We start from the raw sequence: 20,139 nt of genomic DNA, 5'->3' as shown, positions 1-20,139 counted from the left end.
CGCTTGAGAACGGCCCTCCCTTTTGCCATGCGGTCGGAGATGCCTCATAATAAGCTTAAACGCCATAGAACGAAGACCCGCCCGCAGGCGAGTCTTCGCGATCTTAATGCTATTGGGGAATGCTGTCATGATTCTGCATAAAGGTGAAATTCTGTTCCGCCAAGGGGACGCCGGGTCCCTCTATCATCTGAAGAGCGGCCTGCTCAAGATCGTACGCACACAGGAGGATGGCTCGTTCCACCTCATGAATCTCATCGTGCCGGATGAGATCATTCCGCATCACTCGCTCATCTCGCCAGGCCCCTGCCACGGCACCGCCGTCGCGCTTATGACCAGCGAGGTGGAGCTGCTCCCTGCTGCGCCGTGGTACCGTTCCCTCGAGCAGGATGCGGCCAAGTGCCGCATGATCGCGCAGAAGCTGCAGGACAAGCTGCGGATGATGCAGCAGCGGATCGACCAATTAACCGCCGCGACGCCGGCAGACAAGCTCCGGAAGTTCGACGAATGGTTCCATGCTTACATCGCGCCCTCCTCCATTACGGAGGTGCTCACGCAAGACGAGATCGGACAGTTCATCGGCTTGCGCCGCGAGACGGTTAACCGGCTGATTCGGAATCAGACCGCCGCCGCTTCCAAGACGGCCGCCGGGCCGAAGAATTCATAGCGGATATCCGCATCCGGCACGCCGAGCGCCTTGAGCTCCGCGTTGATGCATTGCATGAACGGCACCGGCCCGCAGAAGTAGAACACCGCGTCCGTCGTCGGCAAGATCTGCTTCAGCCAAGCGGCATCGATGTAGCCTTTCTTGTCGTAGGCATGCGCAGCGGTATCTTGTTCTGTCGGCGCGCTGTAGCACGTGTATGCCTTCACGTTCGGATTCGCAGCCGCGAGCTTCGCGACAGGCTCCTTCATCGCATGCACTTGGCCGTTACGCGCCGCATGGACGAAGGTGATCGAGCGGTCCGGCTTCTCTGCAGCCAGTGTGTTCAGCATGCTGACCATCGGCGTCAGGCCGACGCCTCCGCTGATGAGCACGACCGGACGCGGGTCCTCCCGGTCCAGCACGAAGTCGCCGGCTGGCGCCGAGATCAACAGGGTATCGCCTTCCTTCACCTGATCGTGCAGATAGACGCTGACCTTGCCGGCCGGACGATTGGCATCGCCGCCTTCGCGCTTGACGGAGATCCGGTAATACGGCTGTCCAGGCGCATCAGACAAGCTGTACTGGCGAATATGCGTATATTCGTCGCCGGGGATCTCCAGCTTCAGGCTGATATATTGGCCCGGCACGAAATCCGCGATCGCTCCCCCGTCTTCCGGCACGAAGTAGAAGGACGTGATCACGTCACTCTCCTTCACCTTCCGGTCGACGCGGAACTTGCGGAAGTCCTTCCAGCCGCCTGTCTTCTGCTCAGTCTCCGCATACATATTCGCTTCGACGCCGATGAAGGCATCCGCAATCACGCCGTAAGCTTCCGCCCAAGCACCGAGAATCTCATCCGTCGCCGCGTCGCCGAGCACTTCCTTGATCGAGGCCAGCAAGTTCTCGCCGACGATCGGATAATGCTCCGGCTTGATGCCGAGGCTGCGATGCTTGTGGGCGATCTTGAGGACCGCCGGAAGAATATCGCCGAGCCGATCGATATGCTGCGCCGCGGCCAGCACGGCGTTCGCCAGCGCGGTCTGCTGTCGGCCCTGCTTCTGATTCGCATGGTTGAAAATATTCAGCAGCTCCGGGTGCTGCTTAAACATCCGCTGATAGAAGTGCTTCGTAATAGCCGTCCCATGCACCTCTAGCACCGGTACAGTCGATTTGATGATGTCTATGGTCTCTTGTCTAAGCATCGTCATTATCCTCGCTTTCGTAATCTGCTAATATCGCACGAGCCAAGTATAAGACTTCCCCGCAAGCCGCCTTGTGATTACAGTCACACGAATCGTCAACGATTTGTGACAGTAGGATATGGTAGAATCAGGTAAGATATCATCGAGAGACTGTTCGTTCGCCTCGATATCAGGAGGGGAGGATCGCGTTATGAACCATCAGCGTCTAATCGAATTAGGACTTCAATATCCGGGAACGAGCCTGCGTTATCCGTTCGATCCGAATATGCCGGTGCTGTACGTCGGGGACAAAATGTTCGCGCTGCTCGGCGGCGCAGGCGAAGCGGAGAGCGTGAACCTGAAGACGTCGCCGGAGGAAGCATGGCTGCTGCGAGATACATATCCCGGCGGCGTCTTGCCTGGCTATCATATGAACAAGAAACACTGGAACACCGTGATGCTGAACGGAACCGTGCCGGACGAGGTCATCGTCCAGATGCTCGAGGAGTCGCTGCGCCTGGTCGTCGCCAAGATGACCAAGTCCGAGCGGGAGAAGATCGGCACGCTGAAGCTTAGCGGCTTGGCGGATTGACAAGGCTGCATGGCGGCGAATGGACTGGCGGGTTTGGCGAGTGAGGACAGCTTGGTAAATGGGGTGAAGCGCGGATTAGGTAAGCTTGGGCTGCGTGTAACCGGGCTTGGACCGGTTAGAGCTGCCGAAGGCGCGGGTGCGCTGCCTGTAACAGGGCTTGGACCGGTTACAGCGATCTTTCGCACGCGCTGCGGGCGTGTAACCGGGCTGCGACCGGTTACAGCTGCCGAAGGCGCGGGGGTGCTGCGTGTAACCGGGCTTGGACCGGTTACAGCAGTCTTTCGCACGCGCTGCGGGCGTGTAACCGGGCTGCGGCCGGTTACAGCTGCCGAAGGCGCGGGTGCGCTGCGTGTAACCGGGCTGCGGCCGGTTAGAGCTGCCGAAGGCGCGGGTGCACTGCATGTAACCGGGCTTGGACCGGTTACAGCGATCTTTCGCACGCGCTGCGGGCGTGTAACCGGGCTGCGGCCGGTTAGAGCTGCCGAAGGCGCGGGTGCGCTGCGTGTAACCGGGCTTGGACCGGTTACAGCGATCTTTCGCACGCGCTGCGGGCGTGTAACCGGGCTGCGGCCGGTTAGAGCTGCCGAAGGCGCGGGTGCGCTGCGTGTAACCGGGCTTAGACCGGTTACAGCGATCTTTCGCACGCGCTGCGGGCGTGTAACCGGGCTGCGGCCGGTTACAGCTGCCGAAGGCGCGGGTGCGCTGCGTGTAACCGGGCTTGGACCGGTTACAGCAGTCTTTCGCACGCGCTGCGGGCGTGTAACCGGGCTGCGGCCGGTTACAGCTGCCGAAGGCGCAGGTGCGCTGCCTGTAACCGGGCTTGGACCGGTTACAGCAGTCTTTCGCACGCGCTGCGGGCGTGTAACCGGGCTGCGGCCGGTTAGAACGGCTAATTGCAGAGGATTGTCCGTACGCAGGCGGCACACAACCATCAAAAAAAGGAATTGACATCCAGCAGCACCGATTATATATTTGTTGTACATACAAAATAAATGAAGGAGGCGAGCCGCCTTGGATGAAGCTTTCCTGCACGACTGCTTATTCTTCACGACGAACCGATTGGGACGCCTCATCACTAAGATCGCTGAGGAAGAGTTCGCATCGACTGGGTTCAGTCCGATGTATGCCTATCTAACTCGGCTCGTCGCCTCCTCTCCGGGCATCTCCCAGAAGGAGCTCGCCGAGAAGCTGGCGATCGCCCCTTCTACGCTGACGCGATTCGTCGACAAGCTGGAGATGAAGCAGATGGTCGAGCGAAGGGTTCAGGGCAAGACGGTTCTCGTCTATCCGACGGACAGAGGCGCGGATATGGTCGAGACGTTCCGCGAAGCATCCAACCGTCTGCAAGAGCGTTACGAGGCTGTTCTGGGAAAAGACGCCGCGGACCATCTGACCACCCTGCTAGAGGAATCGAGCGATGCGCTGGAACGCAAGCATTGATTCTAAAGCAGCTGAGCAAGCAGCACTGTATTCATACGAATCCGCAGCACAGCGCACAGGCCGGCATCGGCTCAGTTTGGAGTGAATCGAGCGGATTCGCTTTGCCAATTAGTTGCATGTACAACTAAAATATTGTGGAGAGTGGAACATGAAATCTTCTGTCACACGCGGAAAATGGTATTACGGGTGGGTCGTCATCGCCGTCACCTTCCTCACCTTGCTCGTCTCGGCCGGCATTCGTTCGATGCCGAGCCTCTACATGGAGCCGTTCGAGGACGAATTCGGCTGGAGCCGCGGCGGCATCTCGGGCGTGCTCTCGATCGGCATCTTCCTCTACGGCATGGTTGGGCCCTTCTCCGCGTCGCTGCTGGAACGGTTCGGCGTCCGCCGCATGACGCTCATCTCGCTCGCCGTCCTCGCCGCGGGACTGTCGGTCACGCCGTGGATGACGGAGCTATGGCAATTCAATCTGCTCTGGGGCGTCGTCGCGGGGTTCGGCACCGGCATGATGGCGAACGTGCTCGGCGTTACGGTCGCGAACCATTGGTTCGTCCGGCACAAAGGCCTTGTCGTCGGCATTCTCACAGCCAGCGCCGCGACCGGCCAGCTGCTGTTCCTGCCGCTGCTGGCGAAGATTACGGTCGAATTCGGCTGGCGGAATGCCGTCTATACCGCCGTCGGCGCGCTCGTGCTGCTGATGATCCTCGTAGCCCTTCTCATGCGCAATCATCCCTATGACATCGGCGCCGCTCCTTATGGAACAGACGACCGCGCGAAGCCCGAGCCGTTCCGGGGCAATATCTTCCTCGCTCCGCTGCAGGCGCTTGCCGCCGGCACGAAGAACAAGACGTTCTGGCTGCTGTCCGTCTCGTTCATTATCTGCGGCTTCTCGACCAACGGATTGATCGGCACGCATCTCATTCCCGCCTGCGGCGATTACGCCATCCCGGAAGTGACGGCGGCGAGCTTGCTGGCGCTGATGGGCGTCTTCGATCTCGTCGGCACGACGCTCTCCGGCTGGTTGGCCGACCGGTTCGACAGCCGCAAGCTGCTCTTCGTCTACTACGGCCTTCGCGGATTGTCGCTGCTCTACCTGCCGACCGCGCTCGGCGGAGGCCCGCTGAATCTGACGCTGTTCAGCGTCTTCTACGGGCTCGATTGGATCGCCACCGTCCCTCCTACCGTTAAGCTCGCTACGCAGCAATTCGGCAAGCAGCGGGCCGGCATGATCTTCGGCTGGATCGTCGTCTTCCACCAGCTCGGCGCGTCCGCAGCCACCTATAGCGCCGGCTTGACGAGGCAATTCCTCGGCTCCTATACCGTGCCGTTCATGGCCGCCGGCATCGTCTGCTTCATCGCGGCCGTGCTGTCGATGCGCGTCTCGCCGAAGGGCGGTTCGGCCGCTCAAGTCCATGCTTGAGCGGGCGGAGACTGCCCCGCGGGTATGATAGCGAGCCTGCAATTGCGCCAACAACACTAGCAACAGCAACGGGCTCTCCGCTAATTGCGGGAGCCCGTTAATCTCTAAACTTATGCCACTCACGACAAGAGATTGTACAACTGGCGAACATAGGACCGCAATTCGGGAACTCCGTCCAAATAGGCGGTTAACACCCGAATCAAGGTCGTATTCGAAGGCACGCGCTCGCATTCCGCTCTCAGCATCGCTGCAACTTGCTGAAGCTCCTTCTTCGTGTCTTCCGGCTTCGCCAGTTCCCCGATCCGCTTGTCCATCAGATCGACCAGCCGGCGCACCGTCTCCTCCCGCGCCGGCGCATCGCTCGGATTCAAATAGCTATAGAACGCATTGTACGGCTCGATGACCGGCTTCGGCTGCGTCCTAATCATGTCGCTGATGACGGCGTCCATCCGATCGACGATGAAGGCGGCGAGCTCCGCCATCGGCAAGGCGATTACCTTCTGCTGAACGAAGGACAAATATTCAAGGTGAATGCCGCGGAAGATGGCGACAACATCCCACACATAGGGCTCGATCGGATCGCCGTAGGCTTCGATCAGCAGCTCGCGGCGCCAAGCGTGCAGCGCAGCCTTCTTCCTTTTCCACGCGGCGATGAAGTGCTCGTTGGTTGCGATCGGCAGCTCCTTGAAGTCGATCATGAACAAGTGATTGGCGACCGTATACTCTAGTTGAATCTCAACCTTGCGCCGCAGCTTCTCCTTCGGGGACAGGTTCAGCCATGCTTCTTCCCGTTCCAATGCGGCCGCCCGGTCGAGCAGCGTCTGATGGCAGGCGACGAACGCCGCGGTGAATAATTCTTCCTTCGAGGCAAAAAATTTATAGATGCTGGCCTTGGCCATGCCGCAGGCTTCCGCGATATCTTGCATGGATGCAGAGCTGTAGCCCTTCGCGCGGAACAGTTCGATGGCCGTGTCCAGTATTTTGTTTTTTCTAGCGTCTTCCACCGCGATCACCCCACCCTATCTTGACACGAGATGTGAGGAACGTCAACGCTTCCCATTGACACGAAAACTCATAAGTTTTATATTGAACTCATTGGTTTTCGCTGATTCATAAGATATTTATTCTTGCCTACAAAGGAGGTAAGCCGAGTCTTCTCCTCAAGCCGCTGCGCGGGGACAGGGGGCTCGGCGTTCATATGCGAATTGCAGCCAACATTGCCATGCTTGACCTTAACTTGGGACCGATGACGATTCACCCGGTCATTCTGCTCGATCAAGACGCCTGGACACTCGTCGACACGGGCATGCCCGGCTCCGCTCCGGCGATCCGGGAGCTGGCGAAGCAAGCCGGCGCCGGTAATCTGCCGCTCAAGACGATTCTGCTGACGCACCAGGATATTGACCACGTCGGCGGACTGCCGGACTTCCAATCGTCCGAAGCCCCGACTGTCTATGCGCATCCGGACGACGAAGGCGCCATCAACGGCACGGAGCCGATGCTCAAGATGACGCCGGAGCGGCTGGCCGGGTTCCTGCAGCAGCTGCCGGATGCCGCGCGCCAGCAGTTCGAGCAGGCCTTCCTGCGTCCGTCGCGTCCGAACGTGGACCGCACGTTCGCGGACGGCGAGACGCTGCCGATCGCCGGCGGCCTGGTCGTCATCCACACGCCGGGACATACGCCCGGACACGTCAGCCTGTACCATCAGCCAAGCAAGACGCTGATCACCGGCGACGCCATGGTGGCCAAGGACGGCGAGCTGTCGGGACCGAACCCGCCCGTGACGCCGAACATGGAGCAAGCGCTGGAGTCGCTGAAGAAGTTCCAAGCCTATGATATTGAAAATGTGATCTGCTACCACGGCGGCCTCGTGCAAGGCCACATCCAAGAACAGATCGCCAAGCTGGCGGATCGATCGTGATCCGCCGCTTCCTCATCACCCTCGCCATATCCTTGGCGGGGGGATTCTTGTTCACGCTGATCCGCTCGCCGCTTCCTTGGCTGCTCGGCCCAATGCTGTTCACGCTGATCGGCTCCCGGCTGATGGCCAAGGCGAAGATCCGGCCGCTGTGGCCGGGTTGGCTGCGCAATTCGGCGATGATCGCCATCGGCTACGCGATGGGCTCGGCGTTCACGATGGAGACGCTGCGGGAGATGGGCCATCAGCTGCCGACGATGCTGCTGATGAACGTGCTCCTGCTGCTGTTCTGCGCCTTGATCGCGTTAGGCGTCGCCAAGCTGTCCGGCCAGTCTTATCCGACCGTGCTGATGGGCTGCATTCCCGGCGGCTTGTCGCAAATGATTCTGCTGGCCGGGGAGACGCCGGGCATCAACGTCACGGTCATGACGTTCCTGCAGGTGTCACGTCTGCTCATGATTATCTTCTGCGTGCCGATGCTCATCTTCAGCCCGGTCTTCGGCGGCACCCATCAAGCGGACACCGCAGCGGCTGCCGCCAGCTCAGGCGCCGGCGCTGCGTGGAGCGGCCTGTTCCCGGACATTCTGCTGTTCGCCGCGGTCTGCGTCGCCGTCGCCCTGCTGGCCCAGAAGATCAAGTTCCCGTCCGCGTTCCTGCTCGGGCCGATGATCGCCACCGCGGCGCTCTTCCTGTCCGGCGTACACGGACCGGCGCTGCCGACCGGCATACTGGACGCTTCGCAGCTGCTTATCGGCACATACGTCGGCTTGCTCCTCCGGCCTGAGCGGCTGGAGAACAAGACGCGGACGATCGTGCTTACAATCATGAGCGGCCTCGTGCTGATCGGCGGCTCGCTCGGCCTAAGCGCGCTGCTCACGCAGCTGCACGGGAGCGTCTCCCCCGCGACGGCATTCCTCAGCATGGCGCCGGGCGGCATGGACCAGATGGCCCTCATGGCCCGAGAAGTCCACGCCGATCTCGCGATCGTCAGCTGCTATCAGATCTTCCGGCTCTGGTTCATCTTCTTCGTCGTCCCTCCGCTGCTGAGGCTCGCGTTCAAGCGGCTGCTCCCGCGGAAGAGCGCCGGCGAGGAGGCCGTCGGCGAGAGCTAAGCCGGCGGTGTCGAGACTGCGGCCGAGGTGTAAGGTCGCGGCTTGAGGCCGCTGCGCCGAGGCTGAGATGCAAGGCGGCAAAGGCAGACTGCGCCGAGGCTGAGACGAATGCCGCCATCTGCAGAAGTAGCTGCGGCACTAGCCCGATGCATAACGGAACGCGGTTCCGTAATTTCGGTTTGAACGAGCTCGTCTGTGCTTATAACAGAACCGCGTTCCGTTATTCGCGCGAATCTCGCGTCGACATCATCAAAATAGCGGGAATAACGTACCGTGCTTCCGTTATGATCCAATCGACGGCTCAAGTCAGCTGAATAACGGAGATTTTCTCCATTATTCAGCTGCGCGTGGTCGAGGCACGCGGATGATCGATGCAGCGCCCAGCTCAATCAAAAGGCGGTGCGGGGGATTCATTCCCCTGCACCGCCTTCATTGCTTAGTCCGCTCAGCCGCCCGAAGCGACCTTCTCGCGCCGAATCTGCTTGCTCCGCAGCTGGCCGCACGCAGCGTCGATGTCCGTTCCATGCTCCAGCCGGACGCTGACGCTGACGCCGCGCTTCTTGAGCGCGTCATAGAACGCGCGGATGGACTCCTGCTCGCTGCGCTGATACTGGCTGTGCTCATCCACCGGATTGTACGGGATGAGATTCACATTCACGAGCGGCTTGCGCGTCTCGCCGATCAGCTCGGCCAGCTCCTGCGCATGCTCCACTTGGTCGTTCACGTCCTTGAGCAGAATGTACTCCAGCGTGAGGCGGCGGTTGGTCCGCTCCAGATAGTAGTCGATGGCCTCCAACAGCTTCTCGATCGGAATGGCGCGATTGATCTTCATGATGCGCGTCCGCAGCTCGTTGTTCGGCGCATGCAGCGAGATCGCCAGATTCGTCTGCAGATCGCTGTCGGCGAATTCGCGGATCTTGCCCGCGAGGCCGCTCGTGGAGACGGTAATGTGCCGCGGCCCGATCGCCAGCCCCTTGTGATCCTTCACGATGCGGATGAAGTCCGCCATATTGTCATAGTTGTCAAACGGCTCGCCGATGCCCATCACGACGATATGGCTGACCTTCTCCCCGCGGCCTTCGCCGTCGAGGTGCAGTTGAACCTTCATGATCTGCTCGACGATCTCGCCGGCAGACAGATCCCGGCTCTTCGCCAGCAGCCCGCTCGCGCAGAAGCTGCAGCCGATGTTGCAGCCGACCTGCGTCGTCACGCAGACGGACAGACCGAACTTGTGGCGCATGAGCACCGTCTCGATCAGGTTGCCGTCCTGCAGCCGGAACAGGAACTTCACGGTGCCGTCGGCGGACTCTTGCTTCGTATGCTCCTCCATCGTCGAGAGAACGAACCGCTCCGCCAGCAGCTCGCGGCAAGCCTCGTTCACATCCGCCATCGCGGCGAAGTCGGTGACCCGCTTGCGGTACAGGTTCTCCCATACGGGCAGCGCGCGCGACCGCTTCTCCCCGTTATTTTCCAACCACTCGGCCAATCGATCTATTGTTAATCCGTATATGGATTCCTTGTTCATGCCATCCATCCTCATTTCCCAGAAGTACACCTGCTCTTATTGTCCCAGAGTTCCCCCAAATAAACAAGCGAATGCCGCCAGTGTAATCGGATGTCCCCACGCATCAAAAGCGGAGCCCCTAAACCCAAGGGCCCCGCTTCCCGCGCTCTTCTGTCTTGCCGATCCCGCCTAATCCCGGCTGAAGATCTTCGCCAGCAGGCGAAGCATCTCCACGTACAGCCATACGAGCGTGACGAGCAAGCCGAACGCCCCGTACCACTCCATGTACTTCGGCGCTCCCTGCCGCGAGCCTTCCTCGATGAAGTCGAAGTCGAGCACCAGGTTCAACGCGGCTACGCCGACAATTACCAGCGAGATGCCGATGCCAAGCCAGCCGTTGCTGTTCAAGTAAGGCACTTGGAGGCCGAAGAAGCTCAGCACGAAGTTGATCAGGTACACAAGCGCGATGCCCAGCGTCGCGGAGAAGACGATAAGCTTGAATTTGTTCGTCGCCCGGATCACTCGGGTCTTATAGGCGAGCAGCATGGCGAGGAATACCCCTGCCGTCAGCAGCGCGGCCTGCATGGTTATTCCATTGTACAGACTCTCGAACATCGCCGAGAGCGCTCCGAGGAAGACGCCCTCCAGAACCGCATAGATCGGCGCCAGATAAGGCGCTGATGTCGGCCTGAAGCTAATGATCAACGACAGCACGAAGCCCGCGATCACACTGAAAATAACGTAAGGTGTCACATTGTCGCCGGCGTTAAATCTCGACCAGCTGACAAGCGCGCCGCCCATGAGCAGGGCCAGCATAATGAACGATTTGTTCACCGTGCCGTCGATCGTCATGACATTCGGACTCGAACCAGCCCAAGTCCCCGTATTCTTAAATGTATCTTCCTTCAAAGTCGGGTTGCCGCTGCGGCCTATCAATCCCATCACCTCGTCCGATTATTAGTGCAATTCTACCACACCGATGTCTGTTATCCCATATATATCCTGCATCTAAGCGAATAATACCCGCCCGTCCATCCATAATAACGCAGCAGGCCCATTAAGCATTCGAACGGAGGACCCGTCATGCTCAATCAACTGGAGAGCGACTACAATTGCGCCCAAGCGGGCGATGATCTTCATCAGCTTAAGCAGGAGCTCGCCGAGCTTCGCGGCCGCGGGTCGGAGAGCCCCGACACGCAGGAGATGATCAACCGGCTGGAGAACCAAATCTCGTTCATCCAGAACAAGTGCGATATTAGACCTTAACCCCGACCTGCGCGTAGAAAAGAGTTGAAGCCTCTCCGGCCGTATGGACCGAGGAGGCTTCTTAACTACGAGGATGCGCCGACAGACTTCATCCAACCGAGCGACTCTTCTCCGATCCCCCCCAGCCGCCAGATCGCCACATGGGAGTATCCGATGCTCCGTGCGGTCTCCGCCCATAAGGCCAGGGTCTCCTCATCCGCGTACCAGACCGTGTGCTTATTGCCATCATCATCTTCGTATCGAAAATGCAGGCTCCCGCTCTCCGAATCCCGACCCGGAGACGCTTCGCTGAGCGAGGCCAACTCTTCGGCCTGCCGCTCTGTTAGACTCGTTACCTTGCCCGAAGAATCAAGCCAGTCGAAGCCTCCTGCCGCCAGCGCCAAGTACGGCTCGCCCGGCAGCGAATCCATCTTCGCGCCAAGCTTGCGAATAAAGGACAGATCCGCCTTAGGTCCCGGCCCGCTAAAGCCGCCATGCAGATTGTAGGCCATCACGACATAGGTCGGTCCGGATGGAAGCTTCACCTTGTCGAACGGAATTCCAGGCTCCAGAACGACTCGCAGCGACTTGCCCAAGGGCGCCAGTCTCTCGTACAGCTCCGATATCAGCAGGCTCATCCCGTCCCAATCGGAGGACGGAATCTTCTCGTAATCAAGCTCCACACCGTCGAATGGATAGCTTCGAAGAGCGTTCACGATCTCCTCGACATGACGCCCGCGGCTGCCGGAATCCGCCGTGAGCCTGCCGATAAGGTCGGCGTCCTTCTGACTCTCTGTGCCATCCTCATACAGGATGTCGTTGACGACGGTCAGGCTCAGATGCTCCACGCCGTCGGTCTCAGCGGCTTCGCGAATCTGGCCGTACGCGTCCTGGAATTCGGTCGTGAAGGTCAGATGATCCTCTTTGTCAAAGTAGGCGGCGAATACCTGCAATCCGGACATTCCGGCCGCCGCCGTGCGGAGATCGCTCAGTCCCGCCTCCCACTCCCAGTCGGCAAGCCATGCGGACAGCTCCGGCGGCGACTCGGCCCGCTGCGGCTTCTTACTCGCATCGGGCGAATGGTTATCGATCAACAGCCAGGCAACTCCGACTGCCGCCAACAAGCAGAGGACGCTTGCGAGAATAGCAACTCTTCTGAGAACCGATTGTTTGCGTGACGACCGCTTGCGCAGCGATCTTGGTGCCAACATTCTAGTGTCGTCCTCCTTGACTGCGGATCAGAAAGTATCCATAACCCAATCGACAGTTGTATTAAAGACGTGCGATGCGGTATCCGCGATTCGCCGCACGCCGGACAAGCGATTGCTGTAGAGAACACTGCCCGCCTCGCCGGCATCGTCCGAGGCTTCCCTGACTTCCAAGTTGTCGAATACACCGTCGTAAATGTCATCGTTATCCCCTTGCTCGTGGTAAGCCGATTCCAGCGCCACGAAGCCTGAGGCGATCTGGCCGTCGATCGCTTGGTCCGCCAGCAGCTCAGTGCCGTCTACTCGTACCGAGAGCTTGTCGCCAACCACGGCCATGCTGAGTTGCCTTGTATTCCGGAGCTGGAGCGGATACTTCGACTGCTCCGCCTGATCCGCTTGCGCGAGCTGCGCGCCGGAGTACACCGCCGCCTTGTTCAGCTTCAATCCGGACGTCGGTCCCTCGACCTCGCCCAGCTCCTTCGCGAGCAGTCGCTTGGCCGCCTGGCCCGGCTTCTTCTGTTCGACGATCACCTCATTGTTGTCGAGCGTAATCCGAAGATAAGAGCCGCTCTCGCGGTCATATCGGACGTACAACGATTGCCTGCCGACGACGTTGCCGCTCAAGGCGGCGCTCAGCTCGATATCGGCATAGCGTTCGCTATCTTTAAGCACAAGCATCCCGGTACCGCCCGGCTCCGAAGTGAGCGCGATGCGGCTCCCCGAGAATTCCGCGGCGCCGCGGACGAGCTCCCACTGGGAGGCCCGCTTCTCATCGCCCGCCACGAACTGGATTGGCTGGCCTGTGTCCTTCTTGATTTTCATCAAGAGGTGATTCGTCTGCCAATAAGGCTGCGGCTGCAATCGAGTAAGATCGTAGACGTTGGCCGACGGTCCGTTAAACGCGTCCCCTTCGCGACTGAAGTGCAGCCGGAACAGCTTCTCGATGTTCGCCTCATTCGCCTGCGAGACGAGAGGATTCATGCTGCGGTTCAGCGCGTTCGCGTGCATGATCATATAAACGGACGGAACGAAGCCGAACTTGTCCGAATAGACTTCCTTCATCTTCTCGTAATCGGCGTTGATCCGGGCTTCCATCTGCTGCCGGTTCTCTACCGGAATCATGTCGCTGTCCCGGATGAAGTCCATCAGATAGTGATTATATTGAGCGATCTTCGACTTGTCCCGCAGCTCGCTCTCGTCCTTGGCGCCTAAGAAGGCTCCTTCGCTGCCGATCACGTTAATATAGCTGAGCCGGTAACCGTTGCTACCCAGCTCCCAATAACCGCTGTCCATCATCTTCTTCAAATCGCCCGGCTGAAGGAATTTACGCTGGCCGTGCCCCATCTTATCGGCATACGTCAGCATCGTCGCCTTGAAATTGTACTTCTTCAGCGCAGACTCGGCGAACAGGCCGGAGTCGTTCCGTCCGTCCTCGAAGGCCAGGAACAGCGCTTTGGCCGGAAGCTTCTTGCCCTTGGTATAATAATCCAGCACATCCTGCTGCGAGATGGTGACGTAGCCTTGATTCTTCAAAGCCTTCAATTGCGCGTCCAGCTCGCTCTGGGAGATCAGGCCGGAGCTGCCCGAGCGGCTGACGCCAAAGTACGACAGCGCGATGAAGCCCTGTCCGCTCGTCCATTGCGAACGGTCCGGCTCGACGTAATGCTGCAAATTCGTAGATGCGTTGACGAGCAGATAGACGACGCCTGCGATTAGAGCGAGCTGAATAACGGCTCTGATGCTCTTGATCCGATTCTTCCAGCGATAGTTAAGTGCTTTGTTCCGGGTTGGCTTTGGCTTTGGCGTTAGCTTGAGCTTGGGCAGCTTCCTCCCCCTCCTCTCTACGTCGGCAAGCCGGTATCCGCGTTCTGCTTCCTCCGCTTGCGGGCCTCTCTTCGTTGCCTCGCTTCGATATCCTGCGGCGTCTCCCGCGTTCCCCAGGTAGACTTCCAGAACGTCACCCAGGCGACCGGCATCTGCCACAGCAGCACGAATTCATAGAACACGCAGAAGACTAACCCGAAGATCCACAGCTTGCTCCTACGGAATAGCAGATGCGCCAAACTCATGAGCAGCGCCATGAGCAGTAGTCCCATCAAGAACGTCGTCGGGAACAAGCGATAGACAGCCGGGACATAGACTAGGTTGTACAACACGATAATAGGCGCAGCGATCGGCACGATAAGCCCGATCAGGAAGAACAGCGCCATGAACGGCTCCTTACGCCAGATGAACGTGCACGCCCGCAGCGACTCCCGCAGCCACGACCGCTTCCACCGGATCTGCTGCTTCAAGAAGACGCCCATCGTCGAAGGAACGATGGTCGAGCAGATCGCCGAATCCTGATAACCCGTCCGATGGGTGCGCAGGATGTAGTTCGTCATGCTGCGGTCATCCCCGAACGTAGCCGGCTGGCCAAGGAATTTCTGGTTGAGCCAGGCGTCCGCATGTTTTAAAATTAGCTTTTTGCGATAACACGCAAGCGGTCCCGACAAGCAGGTGACGCAGTCGAACCACGATTCCGCCGCCTTCATAATCCGGAACGCGATATAATAGCGCACCGTCTGGAGCTTCGTGATCGAGTTCGTGAATTTGTTCTCCACATCGGTCCGGCCCGCCACGCCGCCCATCCTCGGATCCTGGAACGGCTGTACCAAATGCCGGATGGCCGTCGGCTCCAGGAAGCTGTCCGAATCGACAAACACGACCAGATCGTGCTTCGCCATCTTGACGCCTTGCACCAGCGCTTCGCGCTTGCCTCCGTTCTTCTCGAGCACGTACATCTGCAGCCGGTCGCGGGTGGTGAAGCGTTCCGCTTCCTGATGCACCCGTTCGATCACTTCCCGGATCCGCTTGGCGGAAGCGTCCGTCGAATGGTCATCCACGACGATAACCTCCAGCTTGTCGACCGGATAGTCCTGATTGATGCAGCTGAGAATCGTCCGGTGAATCCACTTCTCTTCGTTGAAGCACGGGATGATAATCGATACGCCCGGCGTATAACTTGGATTGATCGGCACGTTCCGGTAGAGTGCGCCGAACAAATAACGGGACAGCAAGAAGGCGGCGGCGATCAAACTATACAGATGGAGGACATAATCATATTTGAAGAAAATAATGCTCTCTGCCCGCATCAGCATGACGAACGCGACCGCGACGAACATCATGCCGCTCGCCATATAGACGGAGAAGCCCCATCTTCTTCTCTGGAAATAGTCCGTGAGCGGCTTCGCGAATTCGAAGGCAACCATCCGCTGCGTTATGCCGTCGCGCTCGCGCGTGAACTCGCGGACAACTCTCGCCTGTGTATCCACCGCGGCTTCGTATCCTTCCGGCATCGCGCCGCCCGGAACACGGAAGCGAAGCCGGACGACGTCTCCTACCTGCAAGTCATAAGGGGCAGCCTCGACCGATGCCAGCATGCCGGTTGGCGAGACGTCAGCGGTGCGCCCCTTGATCCCTTTCCCTTTGCGCTTCCGCCCTCTGGCGGGTATGACTCGAATATCGAACTCCGCGACGTAGCGGGTGCTAAGCTGACGCAGCTTCTCTACGTATGCCGCATCCGCCGGTGAATCGGCTATCTTGCCTTCTCGGAAGCCTCGCCGGTCAGCCTTAGCGCGGATGCGATCCGGATCCGGCACGTTGGACAAGGTGCGCCGATCCTCATGAGGAACGGTCAACACTTCCGAGACGGGCGTCGGTCTCTTCTTCTTCATCCTGCTAGCTCCAATCCGGACTTCATTCCTTATAGACTCCAGTAATGGCAGCCGTTGCTCTCGAACTGCTTGCGATTATATACGCCTTTGATATCGACCAGCAGTCTGGATGGCTTCGCGCCGAACATCCGATCGAAGTCCCGCGCCGACATCCGCGTGAATTCGCGATGAGGAACGGCAAGCACGACAACATCCAGATCCGTCATGTCGGACAGATCCGACAGCTCGATGCCGTACTCTTCGTAAGCAGTTCCCCGGTCGGCGAGCGGATCGGCCACGAGAGGAACGATGCCGTATTCGCCAAGCTCGCGGATGATGTCCGTCACCTTGGTATTGCGAATGTCCGTGCTGTTCTCTTTGTACGACAGCCCCAGGATGCCGACTCTGGCTTGGAAAGAACTCAGCTTGGCCTTGACGAGCAGCTTGATAATATTCCGAGCCACGTAAGCGCCCATGCCGTCGTTGATGTGACGGCCCGCCAGAATGAGCCGGGACCGGTACCCCGCATCCGCCGCCTTGTACGTCAAGTAGTAGGGGTCGATGCCGATGCAGTGGCCGCCGACCAATCCCGGCGTGAACGGAAGGAAGTTCCACTTCGTGGCGGCGGCGTCCAGCACCGCCTTCGTCTCGATGCCCATCTGATGGAACAGAATCGCAAGCTCGTTCATGAAGGCGATGTTCACATCCCGCTGCGCATTCTCGACGACCTTCGCCGCTTCGGCCACCCGAATGCTGTCCGCACGATGTACGCCCGCTTCAATGATCAACTCGTATAGTTTCGCAACCGTATCCAACGCCTGCTCGTCCATGCCCGACACGATCTTCACCGTATTGTCCAACCGATGCTCCTTGTCCCCCGGATTAATCCGCTCGGGCGAGTAGCCGACCTTGAAGTCCGTCCCGCACGCAAGACCCGATTCGGCCTCCAGAATCGGGACGCAGATCTCCTCCGTCACGCCGGGATAAACCGTCGATTCGAATACGACGAGCGCGCCGCCGGTCAGCTTCCTGCCCACGATCCGGCACGCGTTCTCCACGAACGACAGATCGGGCACGTTGCCGCTCTTGATCGGCGTCGGAACCGTAACGATAAAGAAACGGCAGCCTACCAGCGACGATTCCTCCGACGAGAACCGAACGGGGCAGCTGCGAATCGCGTCGTCGCCAACCTCGCCCGTAACGTCGGTTCCGCGCCGGTAATACTCGATTCGCTCGGCGTTAATATCGAATCCGATCACATTCGCGCGCTTCGAGAACTCGACGGCCAGCGGCAGTCCTACATAGCCTAGTCCGATAACGGCAAGCGGCTCTTCCCGGCCCGCGATTCGCTCATACAAATTCCCAATCGTTGCATCTGCCATATGATTTGCTCCATTCTCTATTACGGCTTCATGGCGATTAAATCCGCCATTGTCATGAAAGTATATCCTTGCTGTTTAAGCCGTTCGATAATGATCGGCAGCGCTTCGGTCGTATGGATGTCGTCCAGCATATGGAGCAGGATGACACTGCCTGGCTTCACTTGCTTCAGCGTGCTCTCCACGATATCGGAAGCGCTGTTGGCGGAGTCCCAATCGAAGGAGGTCACATCGTACAACGCTATGTTGGGATAACCGATTGCGGCGATGACCCGTGCTGTCTGGTCGTCGATCTCCCCGGTCGGCGGTCGGAAGAGCATCGTCGGCTTCTGCTGGATCGCGTATGTCAGCACCTGGTGGGCTTTGACGATGTCGGCCTGCAGCTCCGCCGGGGTCAGCGTCGTGACGACCGGATGGGAATAGGAGTGGTTCGCGACATCGTGTCCCGCCTCCACGATGGCTCTGGCTAGATTGGGATTCGCTTCGACGCCCTTCACGCGCAAGAAAAAGGTGGCTTTGACCTGCTGTTCCGCCAATATATCCAGCAGCTTCGTAATGGTATAATCCGTCCCCCAATCATCGAACGTCAGCGCGACGACCTTCTTATCCGTCTCCACGTTATATATCAGTTTATATTGCGAATGCGCGTAATCGGTGTTCGGCTTCGCCAGATCATAGCCCTCAATCTCCTCCGCCGGCTTCCGCTCGCCGCCATGCTGCACGAGCTCTTGAAGAGGGATAAAGCGATAGCCGACATCCTTCGCCGCCTTGGCGATCATCGTAACCGCCTCGACAACGTCTTCGAACTCATCGGTGTCGATCGCTAGAATGCCGCCGCGGGTTATGTACTTGCGAATGTACAAATATTTCTCTGACTCGCTCTCATCCTTCCAATTGTGCAAGAAGAGGCTGTAGACGATGACCGCGTCCATTCCTTCCTGCGCGGCGGCAAGCCGGACATCGTCGTTGTAATCGCCGGATCTCGTACGCAAGTATCGCGGCTTGATGCCCGTCTCCCGCTCGATCACTTCGTCTGCGAGGCGAATCTCGCGGTCGATCTGCTCGTAGCTCAGCTTGGTCATATCCAGCCGATTGAGCGTGTTGTTCTCCAGTTCATGTCCGCGCGATACGATCAGCTTCGCTAGATCCGGCTCCTCTGCAACCCGCATGCCGGGAACGAAGAAGGTTGCCTTAATGCCCTGCTTGTCCAGCTCGTCAAGCAGACGATTCAGCGTCTGATCGTCAGGCAGGCCGTTGAACGTTAGCGACAGCTCCCGATCGGCCGTATACACGAACGGGATGGCCGGGCTCGGTTCGCCCGCATATCTCGCCGCCGAGGGCTGCGCTGCCGCTGCCCGGTGCGAATCGGAGTCTTCTCCCTTGTCGCCGAAGAAGCCGCAGCCGGCTTGCGCGGCCAACAGGGCTAATGCCAGCACCGCCGAGGGCAGGCGAATCCAACCGATAATCCGTTTAGCAAAGAGGCGTCTCCTCATGGTCCGGCCTCCTTCCCTTGACCAATCCTTAACTCTTGTTATCATTCATTTTAATAGGTATATCATCCTAATTAAATAGGACCTTCGCGGCTATGTGCCCCTATATTTCGACATTTGTAATCTATTCTATCATATAAGACCGAACAATTTCTGATCAATTATCTAGATATTAGTAATTTATAGAAGATCAGCGCATGAGTGGATACGCAGGCGGATTATGCCGCTTCGGGGAGGGCTGTCTACTCGTTCGAGATAGAGACGCTCGTTCATTGGGAGAGCTCCAAGAGGGGGAGCGAATGCCTGAAATGGGCAAGCTCCCGGGCTGATCCGAAGGTGTGCGAAGTGTCCGGGGAATCGGGGGTCCGGAGTGTACGGAATGAGCAGGGGGTGAGCAAAGAGAGAAAGTACCGGAGACGTCGAATTTGAGATGGAGAGCTTCCGAAGCCGGCTAACCAGCACCTCCGCCGGGAACTCTCCATCTCCTCAATCGTCGTTCCGCGTATCCGCAAGCGCCTCGTTCAGCACCTTCTCGACCTTGGCCAGATGCGCCTCCATCCGCGCTTCCGCCTGCTCCGGATCCCCATCCTCGATCGCCTGATAGATACCCTTGTGTTCGATCAGCAGCTGCTCCGCCGAAGCCTTCTCCTCATAGAACCACAGCTCGCGCGTCCGCTGGATCGTCTCCGTCATCCGCTGGCTCAGCGAATCCATCAGCGAGAGGAGCAGCGAATTGCCCGCCGCCGCCGCGATAGCCGCGTGGAAGCTGACGTCAGCCCGCTCGCTCTCCGCCGAATCGTCGGCTTCCAGCCCCAGCTCCATACGCAGAAGCGCTTGCCGCAGCTGCTGCAGCTGCTCCTCGCTGCGCCGGCGGGCAGCCAGTGCCGCGGTTCCCCGCTCCAGTACCTGGCGCACCTCGAGAATCTCGAGCACCGACTCCGCTCCCTGCAGCCAGGCATCCGCTGCTAACGGCGCGTTCTCTTGCGGCAGCTCTTGGCGGACGAAGGTGCCGCCGCCGTGACGCACGTCTAGCCAGCCCATCGCCTTCAGCGCGCTGACCGCCTCGCGGATCGTCGACCGGCCGACGCCGTAGGACGCGGCCAGATCAACGACGGACGGCAGCTTCGCGCCGGGCGTCCATTCTCCCGCTTCGATCCGCCTCCGCATGTCGCGCGCGACGATCTCGTGGCTCTTCTGTGTCTCTATTCTTAACGATGGCACTGGGGTCGCTCCTCGCATTCGTTATGTCGTTGTCGAACCAATCTATACATAACTATTAGCATAAGATATACTGGTGGAAAAGTCATCTGAT

18 protein-coding genes are annotated in these 20,139 nt (G+C 59.1%); 8 read left to right on the top strand and 10 right to left on the bottom strand.

Annotated elements, in window-relative coordinates; genetic code table 11:
* Positions 1 to 127 precede the first annotated feature (127 nt).
* The gene (locus H4Q31_RS03160) at positions 128 to 664 is read left to right on the top strand and encodes a Crp/Fnr family transcriptional regulator (protein ID WP_185177613.1); all 537 of its coding nucleotides are present in this window, start codon (positions 128 to 130) and stop codon (positions 662 to 664) included.
* Here the strand turns inward: H4Q31_RS03160 and hmpA are convergent.
* Positions 616 to 1,851 carry an NO-inducible flavohemoprotein gene (gene hmpA, locus H4Q31_RS03155; RefSeq protein ID WP_342590980.1) on the bottom strand — a complete coding sequence of 412 codons (1,236 nt, stop codon included), beginning with the start codon at positions 1,849 to 1,851 and terminating at the stop codon, positions 616 to 618. The two genes, H4Q31_RS03160 and hmpA, sit on opposite strands and share 49 nt — an antisense overlap.
* Positions 1,852 to 2,035: 184 nt before the next feature.
* On the opposite strand from hmpA, the gene H4Q31_RS03150 reads away from it, so the two are divergent.
* The 4 genes from H4Q31_RS03150 (at position 2,036) to H4Q31_RS03135 (ending at position 5,276) form a co-directional block, all read left to right on the top strand.
* The gene (locus H4Q31_RS03150) at positions 2,036 to 2,416 is read left to right on the top strand and encodes an MmcQ/YjbR family DNA-binding protein (protein ID WP_185177611.1); all 381 of its coding nucleotides are present in this window, start codon (positions 2,036 to 2,038) and stop codon (positions 2,414 to 2,416) included.
* A 9-nt stretch (positions 2,417 to 2,425) separates the two neighbouring features.
* Positions 2,426 to 3,364, top strand: coding sequence for a hypothetical protein (locus tag H4Q31_RS03145; RefSeq protein ID WP_185177610.1), 939 nt, complete (start codon positions 2,426 to 2,428; stop codon positions 3,362 to 3,364).
* A 63-nt stretch (positions 3,365 to 3,427) separates the two neighbouring features.
* Complete coding sequence (locus tag H4Q31_RS03140) at positions 3,428 to 3,856, top strand: MarR family winged helix-turn-helix transcriptional regulator (protein ID WP_185177609.1); 429 nt, start codon at positions 3,428 to 3,430, stop codon at positions 3,854 to 3,856.
* Between the two features lie 148 nt (positions 3,857 to 4,004).
* Entirely contained in the window at positions 4,005 to 5,276 is a 1,272-nt protein-coding gene (locus tag H4Q31_RS03135; RefSeq protein WP_185177608.1) for an MFS transporter, read from the top strand.
* A gap of 119 nt (positions 5,277 to 5,395) precedes the next feature.
* On the opposite strand, the gene H4Q31_RS03130 is transcribed toward H4Q31_RS03135, so the two are convergent.
* Positions 5,396 to 6,280 carry a TetR/AcrR family transcriptional regulator gene (locus H4Q31_RS03130; protein WP_185177607.1) on the bottom strand — a complete coding sequence of 295 codons (885 nt, stop codon included), beginning with the start codon at positions 6,278 to 6,280 and terminating at the stop codon, positions 5,396 to 5,398.
* Positions 6,281 to 6,474: 194 nt separating this feature from the next.
* Here H4Q31_RS03130 and H4Q31_RS03125 point away from each other — a divergent pair, with 194 nt between their 5' ends.
* Positions 6,475 to 7,197, top strand: a complete 723-nt coding sequence (locus H4Q31_RS03125; RefSeq protein WP_185177606.1) for an MBL fold metallo-hydrolase — start codon at positions 6,475 to 6,477, stop codon at positions 7,195 to 7,197.
* A complete protein-coding gene (locus H4Q31_RS03120; protein ID WP_185177605.1) occupies positions 7,194 to 8,306 on the top strand; it encodes an AbrB family protein in 1,113 nt (370 codons plus the stop codon). The genes H4Q31_RS03125 and H4Q31_RS03120 overlap by 4 nt, the downstream gene beginning before the upstream one ends.
* A 445-nt stretch (positions 8,307 to 8,751) precedes the next feature.
* Here the strand turns inward: H4Q31_RS03120 and rlmN are convergent, their stop codons facing one another.
* Positions 8,752 to 9,831: a dual-specificity RNA methyltransferase RlmN gene (gene rlmN / locus H4Q31_RS03115; protein ID WP_185177604.1), complete on the bottom strand. Its 1,080-nt coding sequence runs from the start codon at positions 9,829 to 9,831 to the stop codon at positions 8,752 to 8,754.
* Between the two features lie 168 nt (positions 9,832 to 9,999).
* Entirely contained in the window at positions 10,000 to 10,746 is a 747-nt protein-coding gene (locus tag H4Q31_RS03110; protein WP_185177603.1) for a Bax inhibitor-1/YccA family protein, read from the bottom strand.
* 147 nt (positions 10,747 to 10,893) lie between these two features.
* Between H4Q31_RS03110 and H4Q31_RS03105 the strand changes: the two genes are divergently transcribed.
* Complete coding sequence (locus H4Q31_RS03105) at positions 10,894 to 11,076, top strand: DUF2524 domain-containing protein (RefSeq protein ID WP_185177602.1); 183 nt, start codon at positions 10,894 to 10,896, stop codon at positions 11,074 to 11,076.
* Positions 11,077 to 11,141: 65 nt separating this feature from the next.
* Here the strand turns inward: H4Q31_RS03105 and H4Q31_RS03100 are convergent, their stop codons facing one another.
* The 6 genes from H4Q31_RS03100 to H4Q31_RS03075 form a co-directional block, all read right to left on the bottom strand.
* Positions 11,142 to 12,266, bottom strand: a complete 1,125-nt coding sequence (locus H4Q31_RS03100) for a glycosyl hydrolase family 18 protein (RefSeq protein WP_185177601.1) — start codon at positions 12,264 to 12,266, stop codon at positions 11,142 to 11,144.
* A 27-nt stretch (positions 12,267 to 12,293) separates the two neighbouring features.
* Complete coding sequence (locus H4Q31_RS03095; protein ID WP_311771677.1) at positions 12,294 to 14,003, bottom strand: polysaccharide deacetylase family protein; 1,710 nt, start codon at positions 14,001 to 14,003, stop codon at positions 12,294 to 12,296.
* Between the two features lie 101 nt (positions 14,004 to 14,104).
* Positions 14,105 to 15,979, bottom strand: coding sequence for a glycosyltransferase (locus tag H4Q31_RS03090; RefSeq protein ID WP_185177600.1), 1,875 nt, complete (start codon positions 15,977 to 15,979; stop codon positions 14,105 to 14,107).
* 29 nt (positions 15,980 to 16,008) lie between these two features.
* Complete coding sequence (locus H4Q31_RS03085; RefSeq protein WP_221626714.1) at positions 16,009 to 17,340, bottom strand: nucleotide sugar dehydrogenase; 1,332 nt, start codon at positions 17,338 to 17,340, stop codon at positions 16,009 to 16,011.
* A gap of 20 nt (positions 17,341 to 17,360) precedes the next feature.
* A complete protein-coding gene (locus H4Q31_RS03080) occupies positions 17,361 to 18,830 on the bottom strand; it encodes a polysaccharide deacetylase family protein (protein ID WP_185177599.1) in 1,470 nt (489 codons plus the stop codon).
* A 483-nt stretch (positions 18,831 to 19,313) separates the two neighbouring features.
* On the bottom strand, positions 19,314 to 20,048 hold the full coding sequence (locus tag H4Q31_RS03075; RefSeq protein ID WP_311771675.1) for a FadR/GntR family transcriptional regulator: 735 nt from the start codon (positions 20,046 to 20,048) through the stop codon (positions 19,314 to 19,316).
* Positions 20,049 to 20,139: the final 91 nt, after the last annotated feature.

Origin of the sequence: Cohnella lubricantis (assembly GCF_014212015.1) — a bacterium.
In the GTDB taxonomy this organism is placed as follows: Bacteria; Bacillota; Bacilli; order Paenibacillales; family Paenibacillaceae; genus Cohnella; species Cohnella lubricantis.
The sequence above is the reverse complement of the archived record's forward strand: the minus strand, read 5'-3'. Positions and strand labels throughout refer to the sequence as shown.